This is a genomic window from Mycolicibacterium cosmeticum (genome assembly GCF_000613185.1).
Lineage (GTDB): Bacteria > Actinomycetota > Actinomycetes > Mycobacteriales > Mycobacteriaceae > Mycobacterium > Mycobacterium cosmeticum.
Window position 1 is genome coordinate 2,408,013 of the sequence record NZ_CCBB010000003.1, and the last position, 23,873, is coordinate 2,431,885.

At 65.9% G+C, this 23,873-nt stretch carries 25 protein-coding genes; 11 read left to right on the top strand and 14 right to left on the bottom strand.

Features of this window, described 5'->3' with window-relative positions; translation table 11 throughout:
* Positions 1–10: 10 nt before the first annotated feature.
* The 3 genes from BN977_RS30805 to BN977_RS30815 all read left to right on the top strand — a co-directional run bounded on the left by BN977_RS30805 (position 11) and on the right by BN977_RS30815 (position 2,066).
* Positions 11–1,354, top strand: a complete 1,344-nt coding sequence (locus tag BN977_RS30805) for an APC family permease (protein ID WP_024453580.1) — start codon at positions 11–13, stop codon at positions 1,352–1,354.
* Positions 1,355–1,427: 73 nt separating this feature from the next.
* Positions 1,428–1,724 carry a hypothetical protein gene (locus BN977_RS30810; RefSeq protein WP_024453581.1) on the top strand — a complete coding sequence of 99 codons (297 nt, stop codon included), beginning with the start codon at positions 1,428–1,430 and terminating at the stop codon, positions 1,722–1,724.
* Between the two features lie 15 nt (positions 1,725–1,739).
* On the top strand, positions 1,740–2,066 hold the full coding sequence (locus tag BN977_RS30815) for a heme-binding protein (protein ID WP_024453582.1): 327 nt from the start codon (positions 1,740–1,742) through the stop codon (positions 2,064–2,066).
* A 132-nt stretch (positions 2,067–2,198) separates the two neighbouring features.
* Here BN977_RS30815 and BN977_RS30820 read toward each other — a convergent pair whose 3' ends face one another.
* The gene (locus BN977_RS30820) at positions 2,199–2,603 is read right to left on the bottom strand and encodes an organic hydroperoxide resistance protein (protein ID WP_036403888.1); all 405 of its coding nucleotides are present in this window, start codon (positions 2,601–2,603) and stop codon (positions 2,199–2,201) included.
* A gap of 112 nt (positions 2,604–2,715) precedes the next feature.
* Between BN977_RS30820 and BN977_RS30825 the strand changes: the two genes are divergently transcribed.
* A complete protein-coding gene (locus tag BN977_RS30825; protein WP_036403890.1) occupies positions 2,716–3,162 on the top strand; it encodes a MarR family winged helix-turn-helix transcriptional regulator in 447 nt (148 codons plus the stop codon).
* A gap of 4 nt (positions 3,163–3,166) precedes the next feature.
* Here BN977_RS30825 and BN977_RS30830 read toward each other — a convergent pair whose 3' ends face one another.
* From BN977_RS30830 to BN977_RS30840, 3 genes are all read right to left on the bottom strand, one after another.
* A complete protein-coding gene (locus BN977_RS30830; protein ID WP_036403892.1) occupies positions 3,167–4,192 on the bottom strand; it encodes an alcohol dehydrogenase catalytic domain-containing protein in 1,026 nt (341 codons plus the stop codon).
* A gap of 3 nt (positions 4,193–4,195) precedes the next feature.
* On the bottom strand, positions 4,196–6,106 hold the full coding sequence (locus tag BN977_RS30835; protein ID WP_036403894.1) for a flavin-containing monooxygenase: 1,911 nt from the start codon (positions 6,104–6,106) through the stop codon (positions 4,196–4,198).
* A 247-nt stretch (positions 6,107–6,353) separates the two neighbouring features.
* Positions 6,354–7,352, bottom strand: a complete 999-nt coding sequence (locus tag BN977_RS30840) for an amidohydrolase family protein (protein ID WP_036403896.1) — start codon at positions 7,350–7,352, stop codon at positions 6,354–6,356.
* A gap of 62 nt (positions 7,353–7,414) precedes the next feature.
* Between BN977_RS30840 and BN977_RS30845 the strand changes: the two genes are divergently transcribed.
* Entirely contained in the window at positions 7,415–7,852 is a 438-nt protein-coding gene (locus BN977_RS30845) for a MarR family winged helix-turn-helix transcriptional regulator (protein WP_234709736.1), read from the top strand.
* A 9-nt stretch (positions 7,853–7,861) separates the two neighbouring features.
* On the opposite strand, the gene BN977_RS30850 is transcribed toward BN977_RS30845, so the two are convergent.
* Positions 7,862–8,227: a hypothetical protein gene (locus BN977_RS30850; RefSeq protein ID WP_036403900.1), complete on the bottom strand. Its 366-nt coding sequence runs from the start codon at positions 8,225–8,227 to the stop codon at positions 7,862–7,864.
* Positions 8,228–8,314: 87 nt separating this feature from the next.
* Here BN977_RS30850 and BN977_RS30855 point away from each other — a divergent pair, with 87 nt between their 5' ends.
* Positions 8,315–8,956 (top strand): TetR/AcrR family transcriptional regulator, encoded by a 642-nt coding sequence (locus BN977_RS30855; RefSeq protein ID WP_165576391.1) that lies wholly within the window; start codon positions 8,315–8,317, stop codon positions 8,954–8,956.
* A 19-nt stretch (positions 8,957–8,975) separates the two neighbouring features.
* On the opposite strand, the gene BN977_RS30860 is transcribed toward BN977_RS30855, so the two are convergent.
* From BN977_RS30860 to BN977_RS33020, 5 genes are all read right to left on the bottom strand, one after another.
* Positions 8,976–11,174, bottom strand: a complete 2,199-nt coding sequence (locus BN977_RS30860; RefSeq protein WP_036403902.1) for a xanthine dehydrogenase family protein molybdopterin-binding subunit — start codon at positions 11,172–11,174, stop codon at positions 8,976–8,978.
* Complete coding sequence (locus BN977_RS30865) at positions 11,171–12,148, bottom strand: FAD binding domain-containing protein (RefSeq protein WP_036403904.1); 978 nt, start codon at positions 12,146–12,148, stop codon at positions 11,171–11,173. The genes BN977_RS30860 and BN977_RS30865 overlap by 4 nt, the downstream gene beginning before the upstream one ends.
* A gap of 1 nt (position 12,149) precedes the next feature.
* On the bottom strand, positions 12,150–12,605 hold the full coding sequence (locus BN977_RS30870) for a (2Fe-2S)-binding protein (RefSeq protein ID WP_036404993.1): 456 nt from the start codon (positions 12,603–12,605) through the stop codon (positions 12,150–12,152).
* A gap of 446 nt (positions 12,606–13,051) precedes the next feature.
* Positions 13,052–13,555 (bottom strand): lipocalin-like domain-containing protein, encoded by a 504-nt coding sequence (locus tag BN977_RS30875; RefSeq protein ID WP_036404995.1) that lies wholly within the window; start codon positions 13,553–13,555, stop codon positions 13,052–13,054.
* Between the two features lie 390 nt (positions 13,556–13,945).
* Positions 13,946–14,134 carry a hypothetical protein gene (locus tag BN977_RS33020; RefSeq protein ID WP_036403906.1) on the bottom strand — a complete coding sequence of 63 codons (189 nt, stop codon included), beginning with the start codon at positions 14,132–14,134 and terminating at the stop codon, positions 13,946–13,948.
* A gap of 239 nt (positions 14,135–14,373) precedes the next feature.
* Between BN977_RS33020 and BN977_RS30885 the strand changes: the two genes are divergently transcribed.
* The 5 genes from BN977_RS30885 to BN977_RS30905 all read left to right on the top strand — a co-directional run bounded on the left by BN977_RS30885 (position 14,374) and on the right by BN977_RS30905 (position 19,228).
* Complete coding sequence (locus BN977_RS30885; RefSeq protein WP_234709697.1) at positions 14,374–14,901, top strand: nuclear transport factor 2 family protein; 528 nt, start codon at positions 14,374–14,376, stop codon at positions 14,899–14,901.
* Positions 14,902–15,229: 328 nt separating this feature from the next.
* On the top strand, positions 15,230–15,982 hold the full coding sequence (locus BN977_RS30890) for an SDR family NAD(P)-dependent oxidoreductase (RefSeq protein ID WP_036403908.1): 753 nt from the start codon (positions 15,230–15,232) through the stop codon (positions 15,980–15,982).
* Positions 15,983–16,190: 208 nt separating this feature from the next.
* On the top strand, positions 16,191–17,048 hold the full coding sequence (locus tag BN977_RS30895) for a helix-turn-helix transcriptional regulator (protein WP_036403910.1): 858 nt from the start codon (positions 16,191–16,193) through the stop codon (positions 17,046–17,048).
* A 57-nt stretch (positions 17,049–17,105) separates the two neighbouring features.
* Positions 17,106–18,296 (top strand): MFS transporter, encoded by a 1,191-nt coding sequence (locus BN977_RS30900; protein WP_051562073.1) that lies wholly within the window; start codon positions 17,106–17,108, stop codon positions 18,294–18,296.
* On the top strand, positions 18,293–19,228 hold the full coding sequence (locus BN977_RS30905; protein ID WP_051562075.1) for an alpha/beta hydrolase: 936 nt from the start codon (positions 18,293–18,295) through the stop codon (positions 19,226–19,228). Before BN977_RS30900 ends, BN977_RS30905 begins: the two co-directional genes overlap by 4 nt.
* A 43-nt stretch (positions 19,229–19,271) precedes the next feature.
* Here the strand turns inward: BN977_RS30905 and BN977_RS30910 are convergent, their stop codons facing one another.
* Genes BN977_RS30910 through BN977_RS30925 form a run of 4 tightly spaced genes read right to left on the bottom strand, consistent with a single transcriptional unit; the run spans position 19,272 to position 23,873 of the window.
* Positions 19,272–20,738 (bottom strand): acyl-CoA synthetase, encoded by a 1,467-nt coding sequence (locus BN977_RS30910; protein ID WP_036403912.1) that lies wholly within the window; start codon positions 20,736–20,738, stop codon positions 19,272–19,274.
* Positions 20,735–21,520 (bottom strand): SDR family NAD(P)-dependent oxidoreductase, encoded by a 786-nt coding sequence (locus BN977_RS30915; protein WP_036403914.1) that lies wholly within the window; start codon positions 21,518–21,520, stop codon positions 20,735–20,737. Before BN977_RS30915 ends, BN977_RS30910 begins: the two co-directional genes overlap by 4 nt.
* Positions 21,520–23,079, bottom strand: coding sequence for an AMP-binding protein (locus BN977_RS30920; protein WP_036405003.1), 1,560 nt, complete (start codon positions 23,077–23,079; stop codon positions 21,520–21,522). Before BN977_RS30920 ends, BN977_RS30915 begins: the two co-directional genes overlap by 1 nt.
* A 50-nt stretch (positions 23,080–23,129) precedes the next feature.
* Positions 23,130–23,873 (bottom strand): GntR family transcriptional regulator, encoded by a 744-nt coding sequence (locus tag BN977_RS30925; RefSeq protein ID WP_024453593.1) that lies wholly within the window; start codon positions 23,871–23,873, stop codon positions 23,130–23,132.

Consider the following 23,873-nt stretch of genomic DNA (forward strand, 5'->3'; position numbering starts at 1 on the left):
AGGCACCAAGATGTCCCAGACGCTCCCCGAAACCGAAGGCAACCTGAAACGGGTGCTCGGCCTGCCGTCGCTGGTCCTGTTCGGGCTGGTGTACATGGTGCCGCTCACGGTGTTCACCACCTACGGCATCGTCACCGAGACCACGGGCGGCCGGCTGTCGGTGGCCTACCTGGTGACGTTGGCCGCCATGGTGTTCACGGCCCGTTCCTACGCGCGGATGTCGGTCGCCTACCCGGTCGCCGGATCGGCATACACCTACACCCAGAAGTCGTTCGGTGCGCCCATCGGCTTCCTGGCCGGGTGGTCACTGCTGCTGGACTACCTGTTCCTGCCGATGCTCAACTACCTCGTCATCGGCATCTACCTGAACGCCGCGCTGCCCGCCCTGCCACAGTGGCTGATCGTCGTGATCACCATCGCCATCGTGACGGTGCTCAACATCGTGGGCATCGTGTCCGTCGACCGGGCCAATTTCCTGATCATCGGGATCCAGGCCATCTTCATCGTGGTGTTCGTCATCATGGCGTTCGTCGCCATCTCGCGCACCGGCACCGTCGACGTGATGGCCCCGTTGCGCGGTGACGGCTCGGCCGGTGGCTTCAGCCCGATCCTGGCCGGTGCGGCGATCCTGTGCCTGTCCTTCCTCGGTTTCGACGCCGTGTCAACGCTTTCCGAAGAGGCCAAGGACCCGAAGCGCAGTGTCCCGCGCGCCATCATGATCGCCACCATCGCCTCCGGCGTGATCTTCTTCGTGCTGTCCTACGTCTCGCAACTGGTGTACCCGTCCAACCAGTTCGCCGATGTCGACTCCGGCTCCTTGGAGGTCATGACCACCGCGGGTGGGCAGTTCCTCAATTCGTTCTTCACCGCCGCCTACGTCGCCGGCGCGCTCGGCTCGGCCATCACCTCACAGGCGTCGGTGGCCCGCATCCTCTACGCCATGGGGCGGGACGGAATCCTGCCCCGCAAGGTGTTCGGTCACGTCTCACCGCGGTTCAGCACGCCGGTGTACGCCATCGCCTTCGTGTCGGTGATCTCGCTGGCGGCCGTCTTCGTCGACCTGGCGCTGCTGGCCTCGGTGGTCAGTTTCGGTGCGCTGGTGGCGTTCTCGGTGGTCAACCTGTCGGTCATCAAGCATTACTTCGTGGACCTGACGCAACGCCACGGCCCCCAGCTGATCGGCAGCCTGGTGTTGCCGCTGATCGGTTTCGCCCTGACGGTGTGGCTGTGGACGAGCCTGTCCGGAACGGCCCTGGTCGTCGGGTTGATCTGGCTGGCCATCGGATTCATCTGGCTGCTGGCCGTCACCCGCGGGTTCTCCCGGCCGACGCCGACGCTGGATCTCCAGGAGTAAGACGGCGAAACGCCCGCCACGCACCGGCCACGGGCCTATTCTCAGCGCAGACACAGCTCAAGGAGGTGTGCCCGTGCGAAGACGATATCGCTACGCGGCGGCGGCGCTGATCGTGCCGTTCGGCCTTGCGCTACCGCCGACGGCATCCGCCGATTGCACCAATGCCAACGGCACGACGGTCTGCGCCCAGGGCAGTGTGCGCGGCCCGGACGGCGGCACCGGAGCCGGGTACACCGGCCCTTACGTCCCGTACCCGTGTGAGTACGACTGGCTGTGCGACGACGGGTTGTCCATTGCCATCGACCCGCCCGACCGGCCGGACCGCCCGTGGCGTCCGGGCGGTGGCGGCGGTGGTATCGGTCCACGGTAGTGGTGAAGGAGTGACGTGAACGTGTGGAAGCGAACGTTATGTGTCGCAGCGGCGAGCGCGGCCGTCCTCGTCGGCACCGCCGCGCCCGCGCCGGCGGATCCACCGCCCAACTGCACGGCCGCCGACCTGGCCGGCATCACGGCGGGAGTCAGTGCGTCGACATCGGCCTACCTGTTCACCCACCCGGATGTGAATGCGTTCTTCACCGGGCTCAAGGGCCAGGATCGGGATGCCAAACGTGCGCAGGTGCGAGCGTATTTCGACGCAAACCCACAGGTGCAGGCCGATTTCCAGGGTATCCGGCAGCCCCTGCAGGACTTCCGGGACCGCTGCCGGGGCTGACCTGCCGACCGCCGGCTACCGAACGTCAGTAGCCGGCGGCCTCTTCCCGTCGCCGTGCTCGGCCCCGGGTTTGTTTCCCGTCGCTTCGCTCGCCCCGGGCCTCTTTCCCGTCGCTGCGCTCGCCCCGGGTGATCAGACGAGGGTGACGGTCACCGGGATGTTGCCGCGGGTCGCCTTGGAGTAGGGGCATACCTCGTGCGCGGCGTCGATGATCTTCTGCGCGACGTCGCGGTCGACGCCGGGGATGGTGACGTTGAGCCGCGCCTGCAGTGAGAAGGCGCCGTCGGTGTTGACGAGGTCGACCTCGGCGTCCACGGCCGTGTCGGACGGGAGCTTTACGTCGTACTGGCCTGCGGTCAGGCCCATGGCGCTGAGGTAGCAGGCCGACCAGCCGGCCGCGAACAGCTGTTCGGGGTTGGTGCCGGTGCCGTTGGCTCCCGGCGGCGTGAGCTGGATATCGAGGTTTCCGTCCGAGCTGTAGGACTCTCCCTGGCGGCCACCGGTGGTGTGAGTCTGGGCGGTGTAGAGGACGGACATCGGGGGCTCCTTGCGATTGGTGTGAGCGTTACGCCTTCTGGAACGGCCGGGCCGACCGGATCATTCCCATCCGATTAAATCGGATCCGATTAATTTCCGGTAGAGTGGTTCCATGTCACCCGATGTGCCGAAGCTCGCCGACTTCATGTGCTTCGCGGTCTACTCGGCCAACCTGGCCTACGGCAGGGCCTACAAGCCGATCCTGGACAAGCTCGGTGTCACCTACACCCAGTACATCGCGATCGTCGCGCTGTGGGAGGAGGACCACCAGACCGTCCGGCAGCTGGGCGAGAAGCTGTTCCTGGAATCCAACACGTTGACACCCATCTTGAAGAAGCTGGAATCGGTGGGTCTGGTCACGCGGGCCCGTGATCCACACGATGAGCGTCAGGTGGTGGTCAGCCTCACCGAGGCCGGGCGTGCGCTGCGCGCCAAGGGCGCCGAGATGGACTTGGTGGCCGCCACCGGATTGTCCCTCGATGAACTGCGCACGCTGCAGCGCGGTGTCGCGACATTACGCGACAATCTGCGCAGGCATGTCGAGAACCCTGCGGAGTGACCGGCTAGGGGTGCAGGCGGACTTTCAGATGCTCGCCGGAGCGGGACATGGCGGCGGCGTAACCGTCGGCCGCGGAGTCCAATGGCATTGTGGTGGTGAAGATTCCGGTGACGTCGAGGCGACCGGCCTGGAGCAGGGGAATCAGTTCGGGCCAGGTCTGTTGCACCGGCGCGGTGGTCAAGCGGATGGTCAGGCTGCGGATCAGGCAGGCCAGCGCCGGTAGCGGATACGGTTGCAGATCGTGGACGCCGACGATCGACACCGTCCCGCCGGTGCGCACGGTGTCAATGGCGTCGTTGATGGAGGTGTCGGTGCCCACGGCGTCGATCACCGAGTCGGCGCCGAGCCCGTCGGTGTACTCGCGGACGGACTGCCCGGCCGGCGGGGCCACCGGCACTGCACCGCGGGCCGCCGCCCGTTCGCGTCGTGCCGGTACCGGGTCGACGGCGAAAACCGTTGCGGCGCCGAGTGCGAAGGCGCTCTGCACGGCGCACATGCCGACGGGACCCAGGCCGATCACCGTGACCGTGCCGCCGATCGGGATGTCCGCGCGTTTGGCTGCCGCCCAGCCGGTGGCCAGGTTGTCGGTGAGCAACAGGGCCTGCTCGGTGTCGATGGCATCCGGCAGCGCCAGTAGCTGGAAATCGGCGCCGGGCACGGCGAGCAGTTCGGCCTGGGCGCCACCCAGCGCTCCGGAACCGAAGATGAGTGGGCCACCGAGGCACCGGATCGGATCCCGGGTGGCACATCCGCTGCAGTGGCCGCAGCCGGCGACCGAGGAGACCAACACCTGGTCGCCGACCTTGAAACGGCGTACGTCCGGGCCGATCTCGACGACGGTGCCTACCGCCTCGTGGCCGAGCGCGACCGGCTCGACGATGGGGTAGTGGCCCTCCAGGAAGTGCAGGTCCGACCCGCAGATGCCGGTGGCGCTCACCTCGACGACGGCGCCGTCCGGCCCGGGTAATCCCGGGTCGGGTCGGTCCACGACCTCGATCTGACCCGCACCGTCGACGACGACCGCACGCATACGTCATGCCTCCTGGTAATCGGACCAGATGGGTTCGGCCACGGCGCAACGGTATTCGGAGAGCCGCCATGGACTGACGGTGTGGATCTCACCGTCGGCGTTCTTGAAGTACGAGTGCTTGACCGACGGATGCGCCCACACGGTCTTGCGGATCGCCTCCTGGGATTTCGCGTGCCATGCCGCGGTCGGCTCGGGCAGCGGCTCGATACTGTGCAGCCCTGCGGTGATGAGGTGCTCCAGGCATTGGTTGATGTAGCGCATCTGCAACTCGGAGTTCATGATCAGGCTGCCGCCGTGCGCCAGGTGGGTACCCGGGCCGTAGGTCATGAAGAAATTGGGGAAACCGGGGACGGTGATGCCGCGGTAAGCGTACGGCCGGGAACCCCACACGGTGTGCAGGTCCGCGCCGCCGCGACCGATGACGGTCATCGGGAACAACACGTCGGTGGCGCGAAAACCGGTGGCGTACACGATGACATCCACGTCGTGCTGTGCGCCGTCGGCGGTGCGGATGCCGGTGGGGCTGATGCTCCCGATCGGGGTGCGGACCAGGTCGACGTTATCGCGTTTGAGGGTGGCCAGCCAGCTGCCGTTGTCCTGCAGGGTGCGTTTGCCGGTGGCCGGATAGTCGGGTAATACCTTGGCGAGCAGGTCGGGATCATCACCGACCTGCGTGGTGATCCAGTCGGTGAACATGATGCGGGCGATGGCGTTGATCTCGCTGACCGCGTTGGCTTGATCGGCGTAGCCCGGGTCGACCCGGGCGGCATCGAGGCCCTTGTCGGCGCCCGGCCACAGCAGCAGAAACCGGTACCAGCGGCCGTAATACGGCAGGTGCTGCATGGCCCACCGGACGCCGTCGGGCACCCTGTCGTGATACATCGGATTGGGGAACATCCACTGGGCGGTGCGCTGGAACACCGTCAGGTGTGCCACCCGGTCGGCGATGGCGGGGGCGATCTGGAAACCACTGGCCCCCGCGCCGATCAGGGCGACACGCTTGCCGGTGAGGTCGACGCCGTGGTCCCATCGCGCGGAATGAAAGGCGGGCCCGGTGAAGGTGTCGGCGCCGGGGAAGTCGGGAATCTGCGGGCGGTTGAGCTGACCGACCGCGGTGATGACGGCGTCGGCCCGCAGCGTCTCGGTACCGTCCGCGGTGCGCACGGTCACCTGCCAGCGGTCGTCGGTCCATGCCGCCGAGAGCACCTCGGTGTTCCACCGGATGTGTGGCTGCAGGCCGTGCCGGTCGACCACGTCACAGAAGTATCGGCGCAGTTCGGGTTGTTCGGCGAAGAAGTGGTCCCAGTGGTTGCTGGGTTCGAAGCTGTAGCAGTAGAGGTGGTTGGCGACGTCCACCCGGGCGCCGGGATAGCTGTTCTCCCACCAGGTTCCGCCGGGGCCGGCGTTCTTCTCCACGATGGTGAACGGAATACCCGCCTGCTTGAGCCGGACGCCGGCCAGTACCCCGGATTCGCCGCAGCCGATGACGATGACGTGGAAGCCCTCGGCGCCGGTGAGGGGCCTGGGCCGGCGGGGGTCGGCGCCCTGCAGGTCGAGTTCCTCGAGGACCAGTGGCACGTTGTCCTCGTCGACGGGTTCGCACGCCGCCCAGTCGAGCATTTCGCGCACCAGGTCGTCGGATAGCGGGTCGGGGATGGGGCAGCCGCGGTCGCGGTAGTCGGTGATGATCGGCAGCGCGACGGCGCGGGCGCGGGCCTTGTCCTCCTCGCTCATGAAGCCCTGGACCTCGTTGAGGAACAAGCCCGCCTGTTTGAAGTCCCGGATATACGACGGGTCGCCGGTGAGGTGCACCAGCGAGAGCAACAGGGTGGGAATGCTGACGTCTTCCAGGGCCGCGGCGATCTGGGCGTCCGGGGTGTCGAACGGCTGTCCGACGTGGAAACTGCGCGTCACGGGTAGTTACGCTACGTCGCGTAGCGTTATGGGGCAAGGGTGTGGTGGGCCGAAGGGATTGCGTGGCCGCTTGGTGACGATCAGCGCGCCGGCCGAGGCCCACGCGAATTCACCCGAGATCGACGGAATCGGCAAGCTCTCGAATCCCGTGTGCCGCAGAGCGTGACCGCACGTTCGAGGTCCGGGGACGGTGGACGGTCGGCGCGACTCCTCGGCCAGCGGTCGTGACGCGACCACCATCGCGGGCTCAGTCCGACGCAGTCCGCGAAAGCAGCTCGCGTGCATTGCCTTCCATCACAGCGGCCAGTGCGTCGGGTCGGTCGGCGAAGTAAGCGTCGACGTTGCGCGTGTACCAGGCCGCAGCCGACGGGCTGACTGCCGGGAAATCCGTGCCGAAGAGGATCTGCTCCACCGGTACGAAGCTCTCCAGGGCGACGAGATTCGTCTCGAATCCGGAGAGGGCGGTCTCGTAGTAGAAGGTGCGAAAGTCGGCGATGATCTCGTCGGCGGTGAGCCCGCACTCCGTGTGGAAGGCACACAGTCCGGCCACCCGCGATGCGAGGAAGGGGGTGCTTCCGCCGGAGTGCGACAAGATGATTCGCACGTTCGGGAACTCACGCTTGCGTCCGCTCGTCACCAGGTCGGCCGCCGCCTTGTACGTCTCGTTGGGAACCTCCACCACCGGAACAGGCAGGAACTCGTTCGGTGCGGGATTGCGTCCCGGCGTCTGTTCGCCATGGAGGAACACCACCGCGCTTCTCCGGTCGAGTTCTGCCCACAGGGGTTCGAACACGGGGTCGCCGAGCGACCGGGCATTCTCGCCCGTTCCGTAGACGTTGGTCACGGTGACGCCGTCCGCGCCCAGCACGTCCAGCGCATAGGCCACCTCCTCCAGTGCCGCGTCTGGATCGGTGGGTGACGGCAGGTGGGCGAAGAAGCCGAAGCGGCCGGGATGCTCTTCGGCGACCTGGCTGCAGAATGTGTTGATCACGCGAGCGAACCCACGTCGGGTTCTCGCCGGTAGGTAGGACTCGATGTCGTTGGGAAGGGACAGGATTGCCGTGGAGATGCCCATGGCGTCCATGAAGGCCAGGCTTGCATCGGGGGTCCAGGCCGGCGCGTCCGCGGTGAACTTCCACCCCGAATTCGCTCCCAACGCACCCGCGACGTCTTCGCCGAACAGTTGCGGCGGGAACGCGTGGTGATGGAGATCCACCCGGGAAGTGGTCGGCGGTGTCACAGGCATGTCATCAGGGTGTCCGTTTAGTTGACAAATGTCAATAGTTGACGTCTGACATTGATATGGTGATGCCGGTGACCAGGGATCAACGCGCCGTCGAGATGCGACTTCTCGATGCGCTGTACCGCCTGAACAAATCGGTCCTGGGTGCTGCTCGGACGCACGTTGCGGCAGTGGCGAAATTGGACCTCGTCGACTTCCTGATACTCCGGTCGATCGAACTCGGCGTCGATGGACCTGGCGATCTCGTTCGGGATCTGGGCCTGCACGCATCTGTGGTCAGTCGCGCGGTGACCAAGTTGGCCAAAGCCGGGTTGGTGGTGCGGGCCGTGGACCCCGCCGATTCGAGGCGGTCCTACCTCACTCTCACGCCGGCGGCCGAGGTCGCCATCTCCGAGGTGGAGGGGCGTGTGCAACCCATGCTGCACGATCGCCTCGGGCGGCTGACCGCTCAACAGATCACCACCCTGCTGGAGTGCTTCGACCTCCTCAACGGCGCCGAGTAACCACCTGGGTCACATGGCCGGGATGGTCGGCTGCAGAACGGCCCGCGCGACAGCCTCGGTTCGTAGGTGCTCGAAGGCCAGGTATTCCGGGTCGTTGACCATGTCGACGAAGCTCTGCCGAGTCGGGTAGCTGACCAGCAGCACCATGTCCCAGTCTCCGACGTCCGTTGCCACCAGTGCCGGGTGTCCGGCGCCGGCGTAGATGATCGTGACCCCGTACCGCTCGTTGAGTCCGGAGGTCGTGAACCGCTCGATGTACTGCAGGTACCGGGCAGTGCCGTCCGGCACGAATTGCAGCAGGTTCAGCATCACCACCGGGCCGTTGGGATCGGCGGCCACGAAACGCTCGAGATCGGATGCATCGAGAACCGACATGGGAAATCCTCCGTTCGATTACTTACTTGCTATATGACACGCAACATAGCGGACCCCGCTGACAAGCGGTGCGCAAGAATGACCGCCATGACATCCGATCGTGCGGCCAGGCGGACTCAAGCCGAGCGCCGCGCTGCGACGCGGCAACGCGTGCTCGACGCCGCAACGGCACTGGTCGCGGCGCATGGATCGCGGGCGCTCACCGTGGCTGCTGTCGGCGAAGCTGCTGGCTATAGCCGCGGCATCGTGAACCACCATTTCGGCAGCAGGGCGCGGTTGCTCGAGGAGCTCCTGGCGTACACCCAGCAGTTCGACGTGCCGACCGAAGCCTCCGATGGATTGGGCCGCTTGACCGGGTTCGTGGAGGCATACCTGACGGGGATGCACCAGCGATCGCCGCGGTCGGAGGCCTTCTTGAAGCTGTGGACCGAGTCGACCGGGTCGGAGCCGTCGCTTGCACCGCTGTTCGCCGAGCGCGACGCCTGGTTTCGCCAACACCTCGAACGACACATCAGGGAGGGGTTGACCGACAAGTCGATTCGTCGCGAGACCGACCCGACCATCGCGGCGGTGGCGATCATCGGTCTGTTGCGGGGCACCGCGATGATGGCGTTCTCGACGGCCCGCGATATCGCGGTCGACGAACTCGCGTCGGAAGTCGCCAGGGGCATCGGACGTAGTCTGGCGGCGCAACCGGGGCCTGCTGGTGGTCCCGGATCGAGTTCGTAGCCGCGTTTGGGTGAGGTCGTCAGCGCAGCAGGACCTCCGGGTGAATAGGCAGGTCACGGACGCGGATACCGGTGGCGTTGTATACGGCATTGCCTATTGCGGCGGCCGATCCCACGGCGCCCAGTTCGCCGACGCCTCGCGCTCCGACGTCGCTGAAATCGGGGTCGTCGCCGTCGAGGCATACCGCGTCGACGAACGGAACGTCGGCGTTCACCGGAACGACGTAGTCGGCCAGGTTGGTGGCAGCCAAGCGGCCGGACGGGTCTATCGGATCGGCTTCCAGTAAGGCGTGCCCGATGCCGAAGATGACACCTCCGACCACCTGGCTGCGGGCCGCCTTGGCGTTGATCACCCGACCGATGTCCACGACGGTGGTGAATCTGGCGACGCGCGTTTCCCCCGTCAACGAGTTGACCCGCACCTCGCAGAAGTGCGCTCCGAACCCATGTGCAGCGAAATGGGGAGAAATGCTGTCGGCGCTGCTGTGGATGGCGTCGATTCCCGGGATTCGCATCCTCTGCAGCAGATCGGCGAAACCGATGCGCGCGTTGCCCGCTCGCAACGTGCCGGCAGCGTAAGACACTGGTGCTGCCGAATCTGCCAGCGGCGAAGCAGGATTCGACGAGGCGACCCTGACGAGATTGTCGATCGCAGCCCGTGCGGCGGTCCGGGCCGTGGGAGCCATGCTGCCGGTTGCGCGGGAGCCGACGGCGCCGGGCCCCGGCGGCAGGATGGTGTCTCCCACCTCAGTGACGATGCGGTCCATCGGCAGGCCCACCGCGTCGGCGATGACGATCGCCAATGCGGTCGCGGCGCCCGTGCCGATGTCCATGATGCTCGTCGAGGCCAGTACGGTGCCGTCGTCGCGAAACCGCACCTGAACCGCGTTCGCGGAACGGCCGGCAGCCGGGTAGATGGCGGTAGCCATCCCCATGCCGATCAGCCACTGGCCGTCGCGGGTGGTTGCGGGGGTGGCGGCGCGGCGTTCCCAGCCGAATCGGTTGGCGCCGAGTCGGTAACATTCATCGAGTCTTTTGCTGGTCCAACGGCGACTGGTGCCGGGCAGCGTCGTCGCGTAGTTGCGCAGCCGCAACTGCACCGGGTCGACGCCGGTCGCCACCGCCAGTTCGTCCATCGCGGTTTCGATCGCGAACGCTCCGGGCGCCTCATTGGGCGCGCGCATCGCCCAGCTCGGTGGAGTGTCCAGAGTGACCTGGCGTTGGTCCACATGCAGATTCGGGGTGCGGTACAGCGCCGCGGTGGTCTCGGCGGCGGTGCGCATGGGCCAGCCGCCCACCGCTGGGGCCTCGGCGTCGGATTCGTGGCTGACCGCCGTGAGTGTCCCGTCGGCGCGTGCACCCAAGCGCACTCGCTGCCGAACCGCGGAGCGGTGCCCGACGATGGTGAAGACCTGGCTGCGGGTCAAGATCAACTTGACGGGACGGTTCAGCTCGCGAGCCGCCGCTGCGCCCAGGATGACGTCCGACCACGGGAGTACGCGGCTGCCGAAGCCGCCACCGACGTATGTCGAGATGATCCGCAGCTGCTCGGGCGTCAGCCCGAGCGCACCGGTGATCCCGGAGATGGCCCGGCCGGGAAACTGCGTGCCTGTGTAGAGCGTCAGGAGGTTCTGGTGCCAGACCGCCACGGACGCGTGCGGTTCCATCGCCGCGGCATGCTGAGCCGGTTGGGTGACGGTGGTCTCGACAGTGATCTCACTGTCGCGTAGCGCGGCATCGATCGAGGCGATCCCCGGCGCCAGGATGGTCTTGTTGCCCGATTCCGGCATGGTGATGCTGACCCCTGGCCCGGCATCGGCGAGAGATGTTCTGGGAGTCCGGGATTGATAGTCGACGGTGATCATGGCTGCCGCGTCGCGTGCATGTTCGAAGGTGTCGGCAACCACCACACCGATGGCCTGGCCGTGAAAGCGCACCTCACGGTCCTGTAGCGGACGGTACTTCTCGCCGAGCGCATCTTCGGCGACAGGCTGCAGTCGCAGCGGAGCGAACGGGGTGTACACCGCGAGAACACCCGGTGCATGCGTTGCCGCGTCGGTGTCCATCGCGGCGATGGTGCCCAACCCGGTGGTGGCCGACACCAGCGCGGCGTGGACCAGTTCTGGTTCCCGGTAGTCCGCCGAGTACCGCGCCGCACCGGTTGTCTTGGCCCGCCCGTCGACTCGGGAGATTTCGCCGCCCAGCGGTGACGGGGTCATGCGATGCCCGTGACGTCGGTGAGGGCTCGGACGATCGCCCGGCGCAACAGATGAGTCTTGAAACCGTTGTGGCTCAGCGGTCGCGCGTCGGCGGCCGCTGCTTCGGCTGCGGCGTCGATGGTGACTGCGGTCACGGGTCGGTTCGTCAGCAGCTTCTCCACTTCAGGAAGCCGCCATGGCACCGTGGCCACCCCGCCGGCGGCCAGGCGGGCGCGGGTGATGACGTCGTCACGCACGGTGATTGCGACGGCCACGGAGGTCAGCGCGAATTCGTAGGACTGGCGATCGCGCACCTTGAGGTAGCCCGTCCTGGTGCCCGCGGGAAATCGGGGCGCGGTGATGGCGGTGATCAGTTCTCCCGGCTTCAAATCGCTTTCCACCTCCGGTGTCGCACCGGGCTTGCGGTAGAACCGTTCGAGGGCGACGCTGCGCTCACCGTCTGAACTGCTCAGTTCCACCGCTGCCTCGGCGGCCACCAGTGCGACGGCGACGTCACTGGCGTGGGTGGCGACACAGGCGTCACTGGTACCGAGCACGGCGTGGGCGCGGTTGTAGCCGTCGATGGCCGGGCAGCCCGTCCCGGGCTTGCGCTTGTTGCATGGCATCGATACATCGCGGAAGTAGCTGCATCGAGTGCGCTGCAACAAGTTTCCGCCCATGCTGGCCATGTTGCGCAGTTGTGGGGAGGCGCTCAGTTCCAGCGCTCGGCTGACCAGGCTGAAATCGCGTCGCACTGACGGATGTTCGGCGACGTCGCTCATGCGTTCCAGTGCGCCGATACGCAGGCCGGCGGTGCCGACCGTAATGCCGGTCAAGGGCAAGCCGTTGATGTCGACCACCTGCTCGGGGGTCAGCACCTCCAACTTCATCAGGTCGACCAGGGTCGTGCCACCGGCGAGGTACGCCGTGGCCGAGCCGCCGTGCGCGGTCGCCGCGGCCACCGAATCGACCACGGTATACCCATAGGGTCGCATATCAGGACATCCGTTCGCTGGCTGCCTTGACGGCTTCGACAATGAATGGGTAAGCGCTGCAACGGCAGATGTTGCCCGACATCTGTTCGCGGATCTCTTCGTCGGTGCCGGTGTGTCCGCCCTCGATGACGGCAATGGCGGACATGATCTGGCCCGGTGTGCAGAAACCGCACTGAAATGCGTCGTTGTCGATGAAGGCCTGCTGTACAGCATGCAACTCATCGCCGTCGGCGAGGCCTTCGATGGTCATGACCGCGCGGCGTTGTACGGTCGGGGCCAAGGTCAGGCACGACAGTACCCGCCGTCCGTCGACATGCACCGTGCAGGCACCGCATTGCCCGTGATCGCATCCTTTCTTGGTACCGGTCAGTTCGAGGCGATCACGCAGGGTGTCCAATAACGTCGTTCGCGGGTCCAGGTTGACGGTGTGCTCGGTGCCGTTGACCCGTAACGTCACCGGAACATCGTTCGCCGAAGCAGCGGAGTCCGGGGTGCGGTCGGTGAGCCGCGAGACCAGCACGGTGCCGCCCACCGATACGACGACGGCGGTGCCGGTCCACCCGATGAAGCTGCGCCGCGATACTCCAGATGGCTCGTCGGGGGTGGGCGATTCAGGTTCAGCTTCGGTGAGATTGTCGATAGGGTTCTCTGGCATTATTTCTCCGTCTTGGGCTGTAGCGCGTCGAGGTGCTCACCACGATTCCCGCCTGTCGAGCTGTCGTTCAGAGTCCGGTTATCCGCGGATAGCTGATCCTGTGATTCGGTCTGAGACGCCGCCTTGGCCCCTGAGCAAAACCGCTTTGGTGTACCTGGCCCTCAGTGGGCGGGGCGAGCGCGGTACGCGCATGGTGCACGTGTCGCAGCTGAGTGTCACAGTCGTAATCCCGCAATCGATATGAATACTCAGCTGTTTCGCACGCGTTCGAAGATGATCTGGATCGACGTGCCGTCCGGGCGGGTGAAATTTTCGGTCATGCGATCACCGTCGACCGTAATGCGCAATTCGTCTCTTGTGCGCACGTCTCCGATCCAATTGGGAAACGTCGCCCCTTCCACCCGGTTGGTGCTGAATTCGCCGTTCTCGTCGACCGTGTACGTGCCGAACATTCCTATGCTGCCTGCCATCGCCGCTCGGTTCTCGGCGTCGGTGCCCTCACCGCGAACCTCGGACCTGAAAGGGGCGATGGTGGAATCCGTGAGGACCTCGACGTAGCGCATCTCTGGAGTGAAAGTGAGCAGCCCGCTCGGCCGCTCACCATAGGCGGGACGGGCGGTTTCGCCTCGTTCGATCGTCGCGGAGACCATTCGCCACGTTCCGACCACCTGATTGGGCGGCGGCGAGGCGGTTGAACAACTTAGCAACATCATTGTCGACGATGTTGCAATAATGGCGGCACGCGCTTTCATCCTGTGGGCTCCTCGAGTAACTATGTTGAGGGACTGCATCTTCAAGGACGTCGGTCAGCGGCGTTCGCCGAGGCCGGCTTCCCTGGTCGACCGATCGCCTCCGCCCGGTCGGCCACCTTCAGCTTGGCGAACACCGAAGACGGTGGCCAACCACGTGTCGAGCCTCTCGCGCCACAGCCCATCCGCACGCCACCGCGCCAGAACGTCATGGGTCAAGCATGAACGAAACGGATCCCGTCGTCATGGGTGCACATTCCCGACCGGTTCGGGAATCAGTGCACCGGGAAAACCTCCCGGCCGATCGTGCCGGTACCTGTGTCCTGAGGTGTCCGGGCTCGCCATGTTGGTCACATCGGCGACAACCCAGCGAAAGGAAACTTTCGTGCGAACTCACCCGATTACCGCCGCCGCGCCGTCGGTCCCGTCGAACGCCCAGGACACCGTGAATTCGTCGAAGGCCCAGGGATATACGGTGATCCCCAGCCGGATCGGGACGGCGCCGTTGACCCAATGCCTGGTGCACGCCATTCGGCCGGGCCAGGAGGTCACCCGCAGTGACAGCAGCGGCCCCGGCGACACTTACAAGGACTGCCCCGGTTTAGGACGCCCTCGAGGGGCGCCACGATGAAGGACGCGGGGGAGGGAACCAGCGTGGTCGCTCCGTTCCGCCGGGAAGTCGATCTGCGGGCGCGGCGCACGCGAGTGTGCACCAGCTCGGATATCTGCTGTTCGGGCGCGGGAAGGAATGACGAACGCGCGTTGATCCTAGGAGCACTGCGCCCTGGCTGGCGCGCAGGCGCAGCCGTACGGTCGTCACTATGGCGATTTCCGACCGGCGACGGAGCCTGAGAGCGATCATCGCGATTGTCACCGGAGTGTTGGCGGTGTCGATGACGGTTGATTTCGGCGCGACGAGTAATGCCGAAGACAGCAACCGAACGGTACTGGAACAGCGCAACGTCGACGTCGTGCGCGATGCTTTTGCCCGGGGCGTCGGTGATGAGGCCAGTTTCTTTTCGATCTTGGCCGAGGACGTGCAGTGGACGGTTGCCAGGGCGGTCGGCCCGAGGACATACACCAGCCGATTCGAATTTCTGTGTGACGGCGCGGGTCCTGTCCAGTCCAGACTCAACGGTCCGATACAGGCGAACGTGCGCCAGCTGATAGCCGATAACGATGTGGTGGTTGCGGTGTGGGACGGTACCGCGACTGCGCGCGACGGGCTTCCTTATGTCAACAGCTACACGTGGGTGATGACGATGCACCACGAACGAGTGGTGCGCGTGACGGCCTACCTCGACTTTGTCGCACTCAACGCCTTGATGGAACGGGTAACGCTGCGATGATCGTGGTTGGCAACCGCGGCTGAAATTCACATTCCGGCGTGGTGGGTTGCGTGGAGCCGGTTTGTTTGACTTCTGGTCACGATGCCCGGCCGCTGATAGCACTGCTAGAACTAGAGAAGCAGACGATCATGACTTGCAGAACCGTGCGGCTGTCGCAACCGCCATCGGGAAATGGAGTTCGGCGTCCGCCATCTTCGCCGGAATTCTCTGGAAGGGCTCTGGCGCGGAGAGGCAGCATCCGCCGGGCGAACGCGGACCTACAGCGGTGCAACGCTTGATGGTTGTAGGTTCTCAGTAAGCTGATCGCATTCCGGGAGGAGGAAAGAACTTGTCTGACAACGCATTACCGTTCGCCGGCAAGGTAGCGCTCATCACCGGCGCGTCAGGTGGAATCGGCGGCGCGATCGCCGGTTTGCTGGCCGCAGCCGGGGCCGACCTGGTGCTAGCCCACGGCACACACGTCGAGGATGCAGAACATGTTGCAGAAAGGGCCCGTGAGCTCGGGCGTCGCGTCGTACTGGCGCCCGGGGACCTCGCTGACCCCACAGTCCCGGCAGCGTTGGTGCACGCCGCTGCCGAGTTGGGTGGGGTGGATGTACTTGTCGCCAACGCGGGTGCCGGCACGCAGACCGCCTGGGCCGACGTCACGTTGGAGCAGTGGAACACCACGTTCGCCATCAACACGACCGCACCATTCCTTCTGGCGCAACAAGTTCTGCCAACGATGATCGAACGTAACTTTGGTCGCGTCCTGTTCATCTCGTCCACTGCCGCGCTCACCGGCGGTATAGTGGGCCCGCACTATGCGGCCAGCAAAGCCGCCCTACACGGGCTCACCCATTTTCTCGCCGCTCGTGTCGCCGCCGACGGAGTCACCGTCAATACTCTGGCCCCGGCATTGATCGGCAATACGCGCATCCTTCCCTTGGACGCCAAGGGCGACGGCTCTTTGCCTCTGCCGATACCAGTAGGCCGTCTCGGGGAGGTCATCGAGGTCGCCGACATGGCGCTGAGCATCTTGCGTAATGGCTACCTGACCAACAAAGTGATCACTCTCGACGGCGGGCTGCTACCGCGATGAGAACACACTTTGATTTCGCATCGGTGCTCGACGCCGCACGCGAAGCCACTGCTGCGCAGTCGGAGTCGGCAAACCAGCACAGGTAATACGATGACACCATCAGCAGAAGGGCCGCAACGCATGGGCCATGACATGGGGTTTGAGAACTGCACTGCCTGGCACTCCCAGGGACAGGTGCGTCAAGCGAACATCCCGCAGGATGGAAGGCATGACGAACGCACGTGGTTCAGGTGCCCAGCTGGCGCAGTTTCTGCGTAGCCGGCGCGCCGCGGCCGACACCGCGCTGTTGCCGGGGCTGGTCGGGGCGGGACCCCGCCGGGTTCCGGGGTTGCGCCGCGAAGAGTTGGCCGAGGCGGCCGGGGTGTCGCTGACGTACTACACCCGGCTGGAACAGGGACTGGCGACCAATCCGTCGACCCAGGTGTTGGACGCGCTGGCCCGGGCACTGGCGCTCGATGAGGTCGAGCGGGCGCATCTGCAGCGACTGGCCTCGGCGACGGATGCCCGACCGCGTTCTGCGCGAACCGAGTTGCGACCTGAGTTCGTCACGCTGATGGACGCGATGTCCGATGTCCCGGCCGTCGTGCTGTCGCCGTTACAGGACATCGTCGCGTGGAACCGGTTGGGCCACGCGCTGCTTGCGCCGCATCTGGACCCGGCCGCGCCCTACGGTGCCGAGCCGCCCAACAAGGTGGCAATGATGTTCACCGATGCGCATTCTCGCAGCATGCACCGTGAATGGGAGGCCGAGGCAAACTTGGCGGTGGCCTCCCTGCGCTACGTCAGTGCCGTCTACGTCGCCGACGACGACCTCGCCCGGCTGGTCGGCAAGCTGAGTGTGGCCAGCGACGACTTCGTGCAGCTATGGGCCGCGCAACCGGTGGCGTTGTGCACTCATGGCATCAAGCGTTACCACCATCCGGTGGTCGGTCGGCTCGACCTGCACTTCCAGATCCTGCATCTGCCCGAAGACGACGGCCACCGGCTGCTGTTGCACCACGCCGAACCCGGCTCCAACGATGAGGCCGCGCTGCGCCTGCTGGCCAGCACCACCATCACCGAATAACGCCGCGCAGCCACTACTGCTGTGCCGCAACCGACATCGACTCCAAGGAGATCATCCATGGATAGCTCCACGCTGCCCAAAAGCAGTCCCGAGGCGCCCGTGCGCCGGCTGCACCCCGGCCTGCTCGCCCTCGCCGTCGGCGGGTTCGGGATCGGGCTCACCGAGTTCGTCATCGCCGGACTGCTCACCGGCGTCGCCGACGCGCTACGTGTCAGCGTTCCCACCGCGGGTGCACTCATCTGGGGTTACGCCCTGGCCGTCGTCGTCGGCGCATTCACCGTCACCGCGGTGCTGGCGCGTCGACCGCCGAAGGGTGCGTTGCTGCTGTTGCTGGCGCTGTTCGTCGCCGGCAACGCATTGACCGCGCTGGCACCCGATTTCGGTGTCGCCCTGCTGGGCCGCTTCATCACCGCCCTCTGTCACGGCGGATTCTTCGGGATCGGCGCCGTGGTCGCCGGAGACCTCGTGGCACCCGAACGCAAGGCATCGGCCATCGCGTTCATGTTCGGGGGGTTGACTCTGTCCAACGTTCTCGGCGTGCCATTCGGCACCTTCGTCGGACAACACCTCGGGTGGCGCAGCGCGTTCTGGATCATCAGCGCATTGGGTGTGCTGGCCGTGATCGGCGTGGCTGCCCTGGTGCCACGAATGCCGGCACCACCACACACCGGTGGAAACCACTTCGCGGTGCTCTGCCGGCGGCAGGTTGTGGTGTCGATCCTGCTGACCATGATGGTGTTCGGTGGTGTGTTCGGTGCCTTCATCTACGTCGAACCACTCGTCACGAGGGTTACCGGTTACGGCGACGGCGCGGTGCCGTGGCTGCTGGTGCTCTTCGGAATCGGTTTGTTCATCGGCAATTTCGTCGGCGGCTGGGCCGCCGACCGCAACCTCACCTGGACCCTGCGCATCCTTTCGGTGCTGCTGCCCGTCGTGCTCATCGGTTACGGCCTGCTCGCCGGGTGGCGGTTACCGGTCGCCGTGCTGCTGGTGGCCATGGGTGTTGTCGGGTTCGCCGCGACGCCGGCCCTGCAACTGCGCGTCATGCGCTTCGCCGAGGACGCACCGACGATGGCATCGGCGGCCAACATCGCGGCGTTCGATCTGGGCAACGCGATGGCCTCGGCCATCGGGGCCGCGACCATCGCCGCGGGCCTGGGCTGGCGCTCACCGGTGTGGGTGGGCACCGCGATGGCACTGGTCGGCACCGTGCTGGTGTTCACCAACAGCCATGGGGAGCCGCGGTGACCGACACGCCAGCTCTGCACCCGCAGGCCCGCGCGCACCTGGCCGCCGCGGCTGAGGCGCCGGGGATTGCCACCCTGTCGGTACCCGACGCACGCCTGGCCGCCCTGGCCTATTTGGACCTCCAGCGACCGGCACCCGCGATGGCCGCAGTGGAGCACCGGTTCGTCCCCGGACCGACCGCGGACCTCCCCGTCCGGATCTACCGGCCCACACCGGTCCTCGGGCCGCGCCCCGTCATCGTCGTGCTGCACGGCAGTGGATGGGTGATCGGCAACCTGGATCTGGTGGACGAGCCCGCACGGGTTCTGGCCCGGGACACCGGCTATGTTGTGCTCGCCGTCAACTACCAGAAAGCGCCCGAGCATCGCTTCCCGGTGCCACTCCAGGATTGCGTGGCCACCGTGCGGTGGGTGCACAGCCACGCCGCCGCGCTGGGTGTCGACCCGGGCAGGCTCGCCGTCGTCGGTGACAGCGCCGGCGGCAACCTCGCCGCGGCGACCACTGCCGAGCTGTCCGGAACCGATGTCGCCGTTGCTGCACAGGGTCTGCTGTACCCGGCACTGGACCGCGCGATGACGGCGCCGTCGTATGGAACATTCTCCCGTGGCTTCGGCCTCGACGCCGCCGACATGGCCTGGTTCTGGAGCCACTACGTCGATGCCGGTGCGAGCGCGGATCCGCGCGTTTCACCGCTGCGCGGCAACAGTTTTGCGCAGCTTCCGCCGACCTTCGTGGCGACCGCCAGTCACGATGTCCTGCGCGACGAGGCCGAGGAGTACGCCCAGTTGTGCCGCGACGCCGGAGTCGACGTGGTCACCCGACGGTACGACGGCATGATCCACGGCTTCTGGTGGATGGACGGCGTCCTCGAGGACTCCCGCGCGCTGCAACGCGACCTCGCCGACTTCCTGGTCGACCGTCTGGGGGAGTGACGCCCGCACGAACCCAGCGACGTCAGGCGTCGGGATAGAACCGCTAGATCCGCGCCCGCAGATCCCGCTTGAGCACCTTGCCGTAACTGTTCTTCGGAAGCTCGGCGACGAACTCGTATCTCTTGGGCCGTTTGAACCGTGCGATGTGGTTCAGCAGATGGGCGTCGAGATCGTCGGGATCGGCGGTCCCGACGATGAACGCGACCACGATTTCACCCCAGTCGGGATCGGGCGCACCCACCACAGCGGCCTCGCTGACGCCGGGATGAGTCAGCAGAATCTCCTCGACTTCACGTGGGTAGATATTGCTGCCGCCACTGATCACCACATCCTTGGACCGGTCGCGCAGCGTCAGGTAACCGTGCGCGTCGAACGATCCCATGTCACCGGTGCGCAACCATCCGTTGCACAGTGTGGCGGCGGTGGCGGCCGGATTGCGCCAGTAGCCCGACATCACCACGTCGCCGCGGCAGACGATCTCGCCGATCTGGCCCGCGGCGGCAACGGTGTCGTCGGGGTCCCATACGGCGACGTCGACCCCGGAACGGGCGTACCCGACCGACCCGAGCACCGCATCGGAGGCGTCGATGTGGTCGGTTCGCCGCAGACCGGTGATCGTCATCGGAGCCTCACCTTGCCCGTAGAGTTGGGTGAAGATCGGCCCGAATGCCGCCATTGCCGACTTGAGGCTCTCCACGTACATCGGGCCGCCGCCGTAGATCACTGTTCTGAGGTTGGCGGGACGGCAGCGGCCGGTCTGGACCAACCGCTGCACCATCGTCGGTGCCAGAAACGCGCTGCACCCGGGATGGACATCGCACAGGTCGAGGAACTCGCCGGGTTCGAACGCCCCGGAGGACGGAATGACCTGACGCGCGGCGCGCATGACGTAGGGCACGACATAGAGACCGGATCCATGGGACATCGGCGCACCGTGCACCAGGCTGCTGTTGTGGTCCGGATCGTCGAAGTCCGCGAGGTGGGCCACCGACATCGACATCAGGTTGCGATGGGACAGCATGGCACCCTTGGGCTTTCCGGTGGTTCCACTGGTGTAGAACAGCCACGCCACAGCGGCCGGGTCGGTATCGCGCGGCGGATCGGCAGCATCGACGCCCTGGCGCATTTCATAATCGGCACTGGCAATCACCTCGACCGGTGAGTGGTCCCAGTCCAGCGTTGTGGCGATCGTCGATGATGCAAACACCTGCGCAACGTCGGCATCGGCGAGAATGTCCGCCATTTCCCGGCGATGCAGTTTGTAGTTGATCGGCACGAATACACAATCGGCCGCCCAGATGGCGAACATCAGCTCGACGATCTCGGGTCGGTTCTCCGAGGCGACGGCGATGCGGTCACCAGGATGTGTCGTCGTCTTGATGCCGGCGGCCAGCCGCAGCGCGCGATCGTACAGTTGCGCCCATGTCCAAACCAGTTCGGTGCCATGGTAAACCGCACCACGGTCAGGGTGGCGCTGCGCGGTCTGGGCGAGCAGTACGAAGAGATTCATTGCCGCGTCCACCGGGAATCGAGCGCGAATTCGGACAGATACTTCGTCGAGCTCCACCCGCCGTCGACCACGATGGTCTGGCCGTTGATGAAACTACCGCCCGGTGAGCACAGGAACGCCACGGTACTGGCGACATCGTCGACCTGGCCGAGCCGCTGATGCGGGGTCATCTCGATGTTGATCTTGCGGAACCGGTCGTCTTCGAGACGGTGCGCGACCATGGGGGTGACCGTCACACCGGGAGCCACGGCATTGCATCGGATGCCCTGTGCCCCGTACTGGCACGCGATATGCGTTGTCAATGCCGTCAATCCACCTTTGGCCGCCGAGTAGGCACCACCACGGAGGCCTCCGACGACGGCAAACGTCGACGTGATGTTGATGATGGCCGACCCGGGCGCCATATGGGGAAGCACGTCGCGGGCGAGCCGGAACGGGGCGCGCAGCATCAGGCCGAGGAAATGATCCAGACTCTGATCGTCGGTCTCGTGCAACGGCTTCGGGCTACCAACCCCGGCATTGTTGATCAGGAAATCCACTCGCCCCCAGCGCGACACCGCAGCGTCGACGACACGCGTCGGGCCGTCGTCGGCGGTGAGATCGACTGCCACGGTGGCGATTCGATCAGGGTCGCCGGTCGCCGTCACGACAGCCTCGCGCAGTTCTGTCAGTCGGTCGTCATCGCGGCCGGCGCCCACGACCGCCACACCCTGTTCGGCGAGTTTTACCGCACAGCCGAACCCGATACCGCTGCTGGAGCCCGTCACGATCGCTACCTGCATCACTCTGCGCCTTCCACCAGTACCGTGCGGATCCGGTGCTTGAGCACCTTGCCCGCGTCATTTCTGGGCAGGGCTTCCCAGATCTCCACCCGTTCAGGAACTTTGAACCGGGCCATACCGTGAGATACCAGGAAGATGTCGAGATCGTCGACGGTCGGGTTGGTGTCCCCGTCGGAAACGATGACGGCGCAGGCCCGTTCCCCGGTGCGGGAATCGGGCAGCCCGACCACCGCTACCTCGGCGATCGCCGGGTGGGTGATCAGGACGTCCTCGACCTCCTTGGGCGAGATGTTCTCGCCGTTACGGATGATCAAATCCTTGGCGCGTCCGGTCACCACCAGATGTTCATCGTCCCAGCGGCCCAGGTCGCCGGTCAGGAAAAAGCCCTCCGCATCGAAGGATCCGTCCTCGTCCTCGGCGTGCAGGTACCCGACCAGCATCTGAGCGCCACGGGCGCAGATCTGCCCGTCGGCGTCGAGACGGATATCGGCGATGCCAGCTCGGCCGTCGGTTTCGGCGGCCGGCCCGGGCTCACCCGGTGACCCGACGGTGGTGACCGGCACCTCGGTCGACCCGTAGACCCTTGTGACCGTGGCCTTGTCGAAAAAGGCCGTGGCGCTGCGGATCAACGACGGTGGCACGGAGGCGCCACCGCAGATGAAGACCTTGAGATCCGGTAGCCGCGTTTGTGCCCGGGTCGCGGCGGACAGTAGCTGTTCCAGGAAGGGGGTCGCCCCCGCCATATGCGTGCAGTGCCGTGCGGTCATCACGGCGATGGCGTCGTCGGCATCCCAGCGTTCCATCAGTACCGCCGTCGCACCCGCCAGCAACGGGCATTCGAAGGCGTAGATCGAACCGCCGATGTGTGCGATGGGGGATGCCACCAGGAAGGCGTCCCCCGGTGTGACCAGCCAGTTGGACCGAATTTGCGAAATCAGAGCGTGCAGCGAGTTATGGCTGTGCAGAACCCCTTTGGGTCGTCCGGTGGTACCGGAGGTGTACATGATCATATGTACGGTGTCGGGATCGATGTCACCGACCGGGTCGATCGCGGCATCGGCGTCGAGCAGCTCGTCGTAGGCGGTATGGGAACCGGCTGCACCACGGACCACCACCGCCTCCGGCGGGTCCGGTAGCTGCGCGGCCACCCGTGTCAGCATGGCTCCGTAGTCATGACCACGGAACACGTTGGGAATAAAGATCATCCGGACGTCGGCGTCCTCGAGGATGAAGCGCAGTTCGTGATCGCGCAGCGACGGCAGGACGGGATTGACCACCATACGTGCCACGGTCGCGGCGAGGTAGACGACGGCGGCTTCATGCCAGTTGGGCAGCATGAACGACACGACGGATCCGGCGGGCATCCGTGCCCGCATGGTCGCAGCCAGCGATTCTGCGGCGCGCAGCAGACCGGCGCTGGTGACCTCCACATCGCCGTCGACGAGCAGCACGCGGTCGGGGTCGGTCCGCGCAGCCTCCCGAAGGGCGTCGGCCAGCGTCGTACGCACCCACAGCCCGCGGGCATAGGCATCGGCGGCGCGGGTGTCGTCCCAGCGGATCAACCGTCCGCCAATCGCTTTCCGCTGTGCCGCGGTACTCACCTGCCCGCTCAGCCCTTGACGCGGCGCAGTGTCATCGCATGCCGGAACCGATCCGCGGGGTGGGTGTTGATCGTCACTTGGGCGATTTCACCGTCGGAGGTCCTATAGGTGCGCCGCACCTCCACCGCGGGGGACCCCACGGGCACGTTCAGACTGCCCGCCAGCTCTGGGGTGACCAACACCGCCCCGATCTCCTGGTGCACCTCGACGACACTGATACCGAACAGATCCTCGATGAGGGGGAAGATCGGCCCGGTATGGCGTTGCAGCATCCGACCGACCGCGGCGAATGACCGGTTGATGTAGTACTCGGTCCAACAGTGGGTGTACTCGGCGCCCGCGGCCTGCCGGAAGCCGAGTACCGCCAGCCACTCGTCGCCCACGGGCAGGCCGGTGCGGCCGGCGAGTTCGGTGTCGATGGTGACCATCCGGGTGGACTCGATTTCGAGTTCGGCGCCCTGGGCGAACGCCAGCAGGTCGTTGATGGTCATGTTGTCCTGCGCATACGAGTTCGCCGAGACCCTCGGCACCACGGTGGTACCCGTGCGGGGCCGAGAGGTGACCAGATTGTCATCACGTAAGCGGCGCAACGCCTCCCGAATGGTGTACCGGCTCACGGCGAATCGTGCGCACAGTTCGTGCTCGGTCGGCAGCTGTGACCCGACCGGGTAGACGCCGTTGACGATCTCCGTGCGCAGCGTGCGGGCCACCTGCAGGTAGCGGTGTTCGGCTTCCCCGATATCAGCGGTCAT

Coding starts and splice junctions, on each gene's coding strand:
- BN977_RS30805 (WP_024453580.1), top strand. CDS start 11: ATGTCCCAGACGCTCCCCGAAACCGAAGGCAACCTGAAACGGGTGCTC.
- BN977_RS30885 (WP_234709697.1), top strand. CDS start 14,374: ATGGCGATTTCCGACCGGCGACGGAGCCTGAGAGCGATCATCGCGATT.
- BN977_RS30840 (WP_036403896.1), bottom strand. CDS start 7,352: ATGCCTGTGACACCGCCGACCACTTCCCGGGTGGATCTCCATCACCAC.
- BN977_RS30910 (WP_036403912.1), bottom strand. CDS start 20,738: ATGAATCTCTTCGTACTGCTCGCCCAGACCGCGCAGCGCCACCCTGAC.
- BN977_RS30860 (WP_036403902.1), bottom strand. CDS start 11,174: ATGACCCCGTCACCGCTGGGCGGCGAAATCTCCCGAGTCGACGGGCGG.
- BN977_RS30925 (WP_024453593.1), bottom strand. CDS start 23,873: ATGACCGCTGATATCGGGGAAGCCGAACACCGCTACCTGCAGGTGGCC.
- BN977_RS30895 (WP_036403910.1), top strand. CDS start 16,191: ATGACGAACGCACGTGGTTCAGGTGCCCAGCTGGCGCAGTTTCTGCGT.
- BN977_RS30915 (WP_036403914.1), bottom strand. CDS start 21,520: ATGCAGGTAGCGATCGTGACGGGCTCCAGCAGCGGTATCGGGTTCGGC.
- BN977_RS30830 (WP_036403892.1), bottom strand. CDS start 4,192: ATGCGTGCGGTCGTCGTCGACGGTGCGGGTCAGATCGAGGTCGTGGAC.
- BN977_RS30845 (WP_234709736.1), top strand. CDS start 7,415: ATGCCGGTGACCAGGGATCAACGCGCCGTCGAGATGCGACTTCTCGAT.
- BN977_RS30825 (WP_036403890.1), top strand. CDS start 2,716: ATGTCACCCGATGTGCCGAAGCTCGCCGACTTCATGTGCTTCGCGGTC.
- BN977_RS30850 (WP_036403900.1), bottom strand. CDS start 8,227: ATGTCGGTTCTCGATGCATCCGATCTCGAGCGTTTCGTGGCCGCCGAT.
- BN977_RS30855 (WP_165576391.1), top strand. CDS start 8,315: ATGACATCCGATCGTGCGGCCAGGCGGACTCAAGCCGAGCGCCGCGCT.
- BN977_RS30820 (WP_036403888.1), bottom strand. CDS start 2,603: ATGTCCGTCCTCTACACCGCCCAGACTCACACCACCGGTGGCCGCCAG.
- BN977_RS30875 (WP_036404995.1), bottom strand. CDS start 13,555: ATGAAAGCGCGTGCCGCCATTATTGCAACATCGTCGACAATGATGTTG.
- BN977_RS30900 (WP_051562073.1), top strand. CDS start 17,106: ATGGATAGCTCCACGCTGCCCAAAAGCAGTCCCGAGGCGCCCGTGCGC.
- BN977_RS30865 (WP_036403904.1), bottom strand. CDS start 12,148: ATGCGACCCTATGGGTATACCGTGGTCGATTCGGTGGCCGCGGCGACC.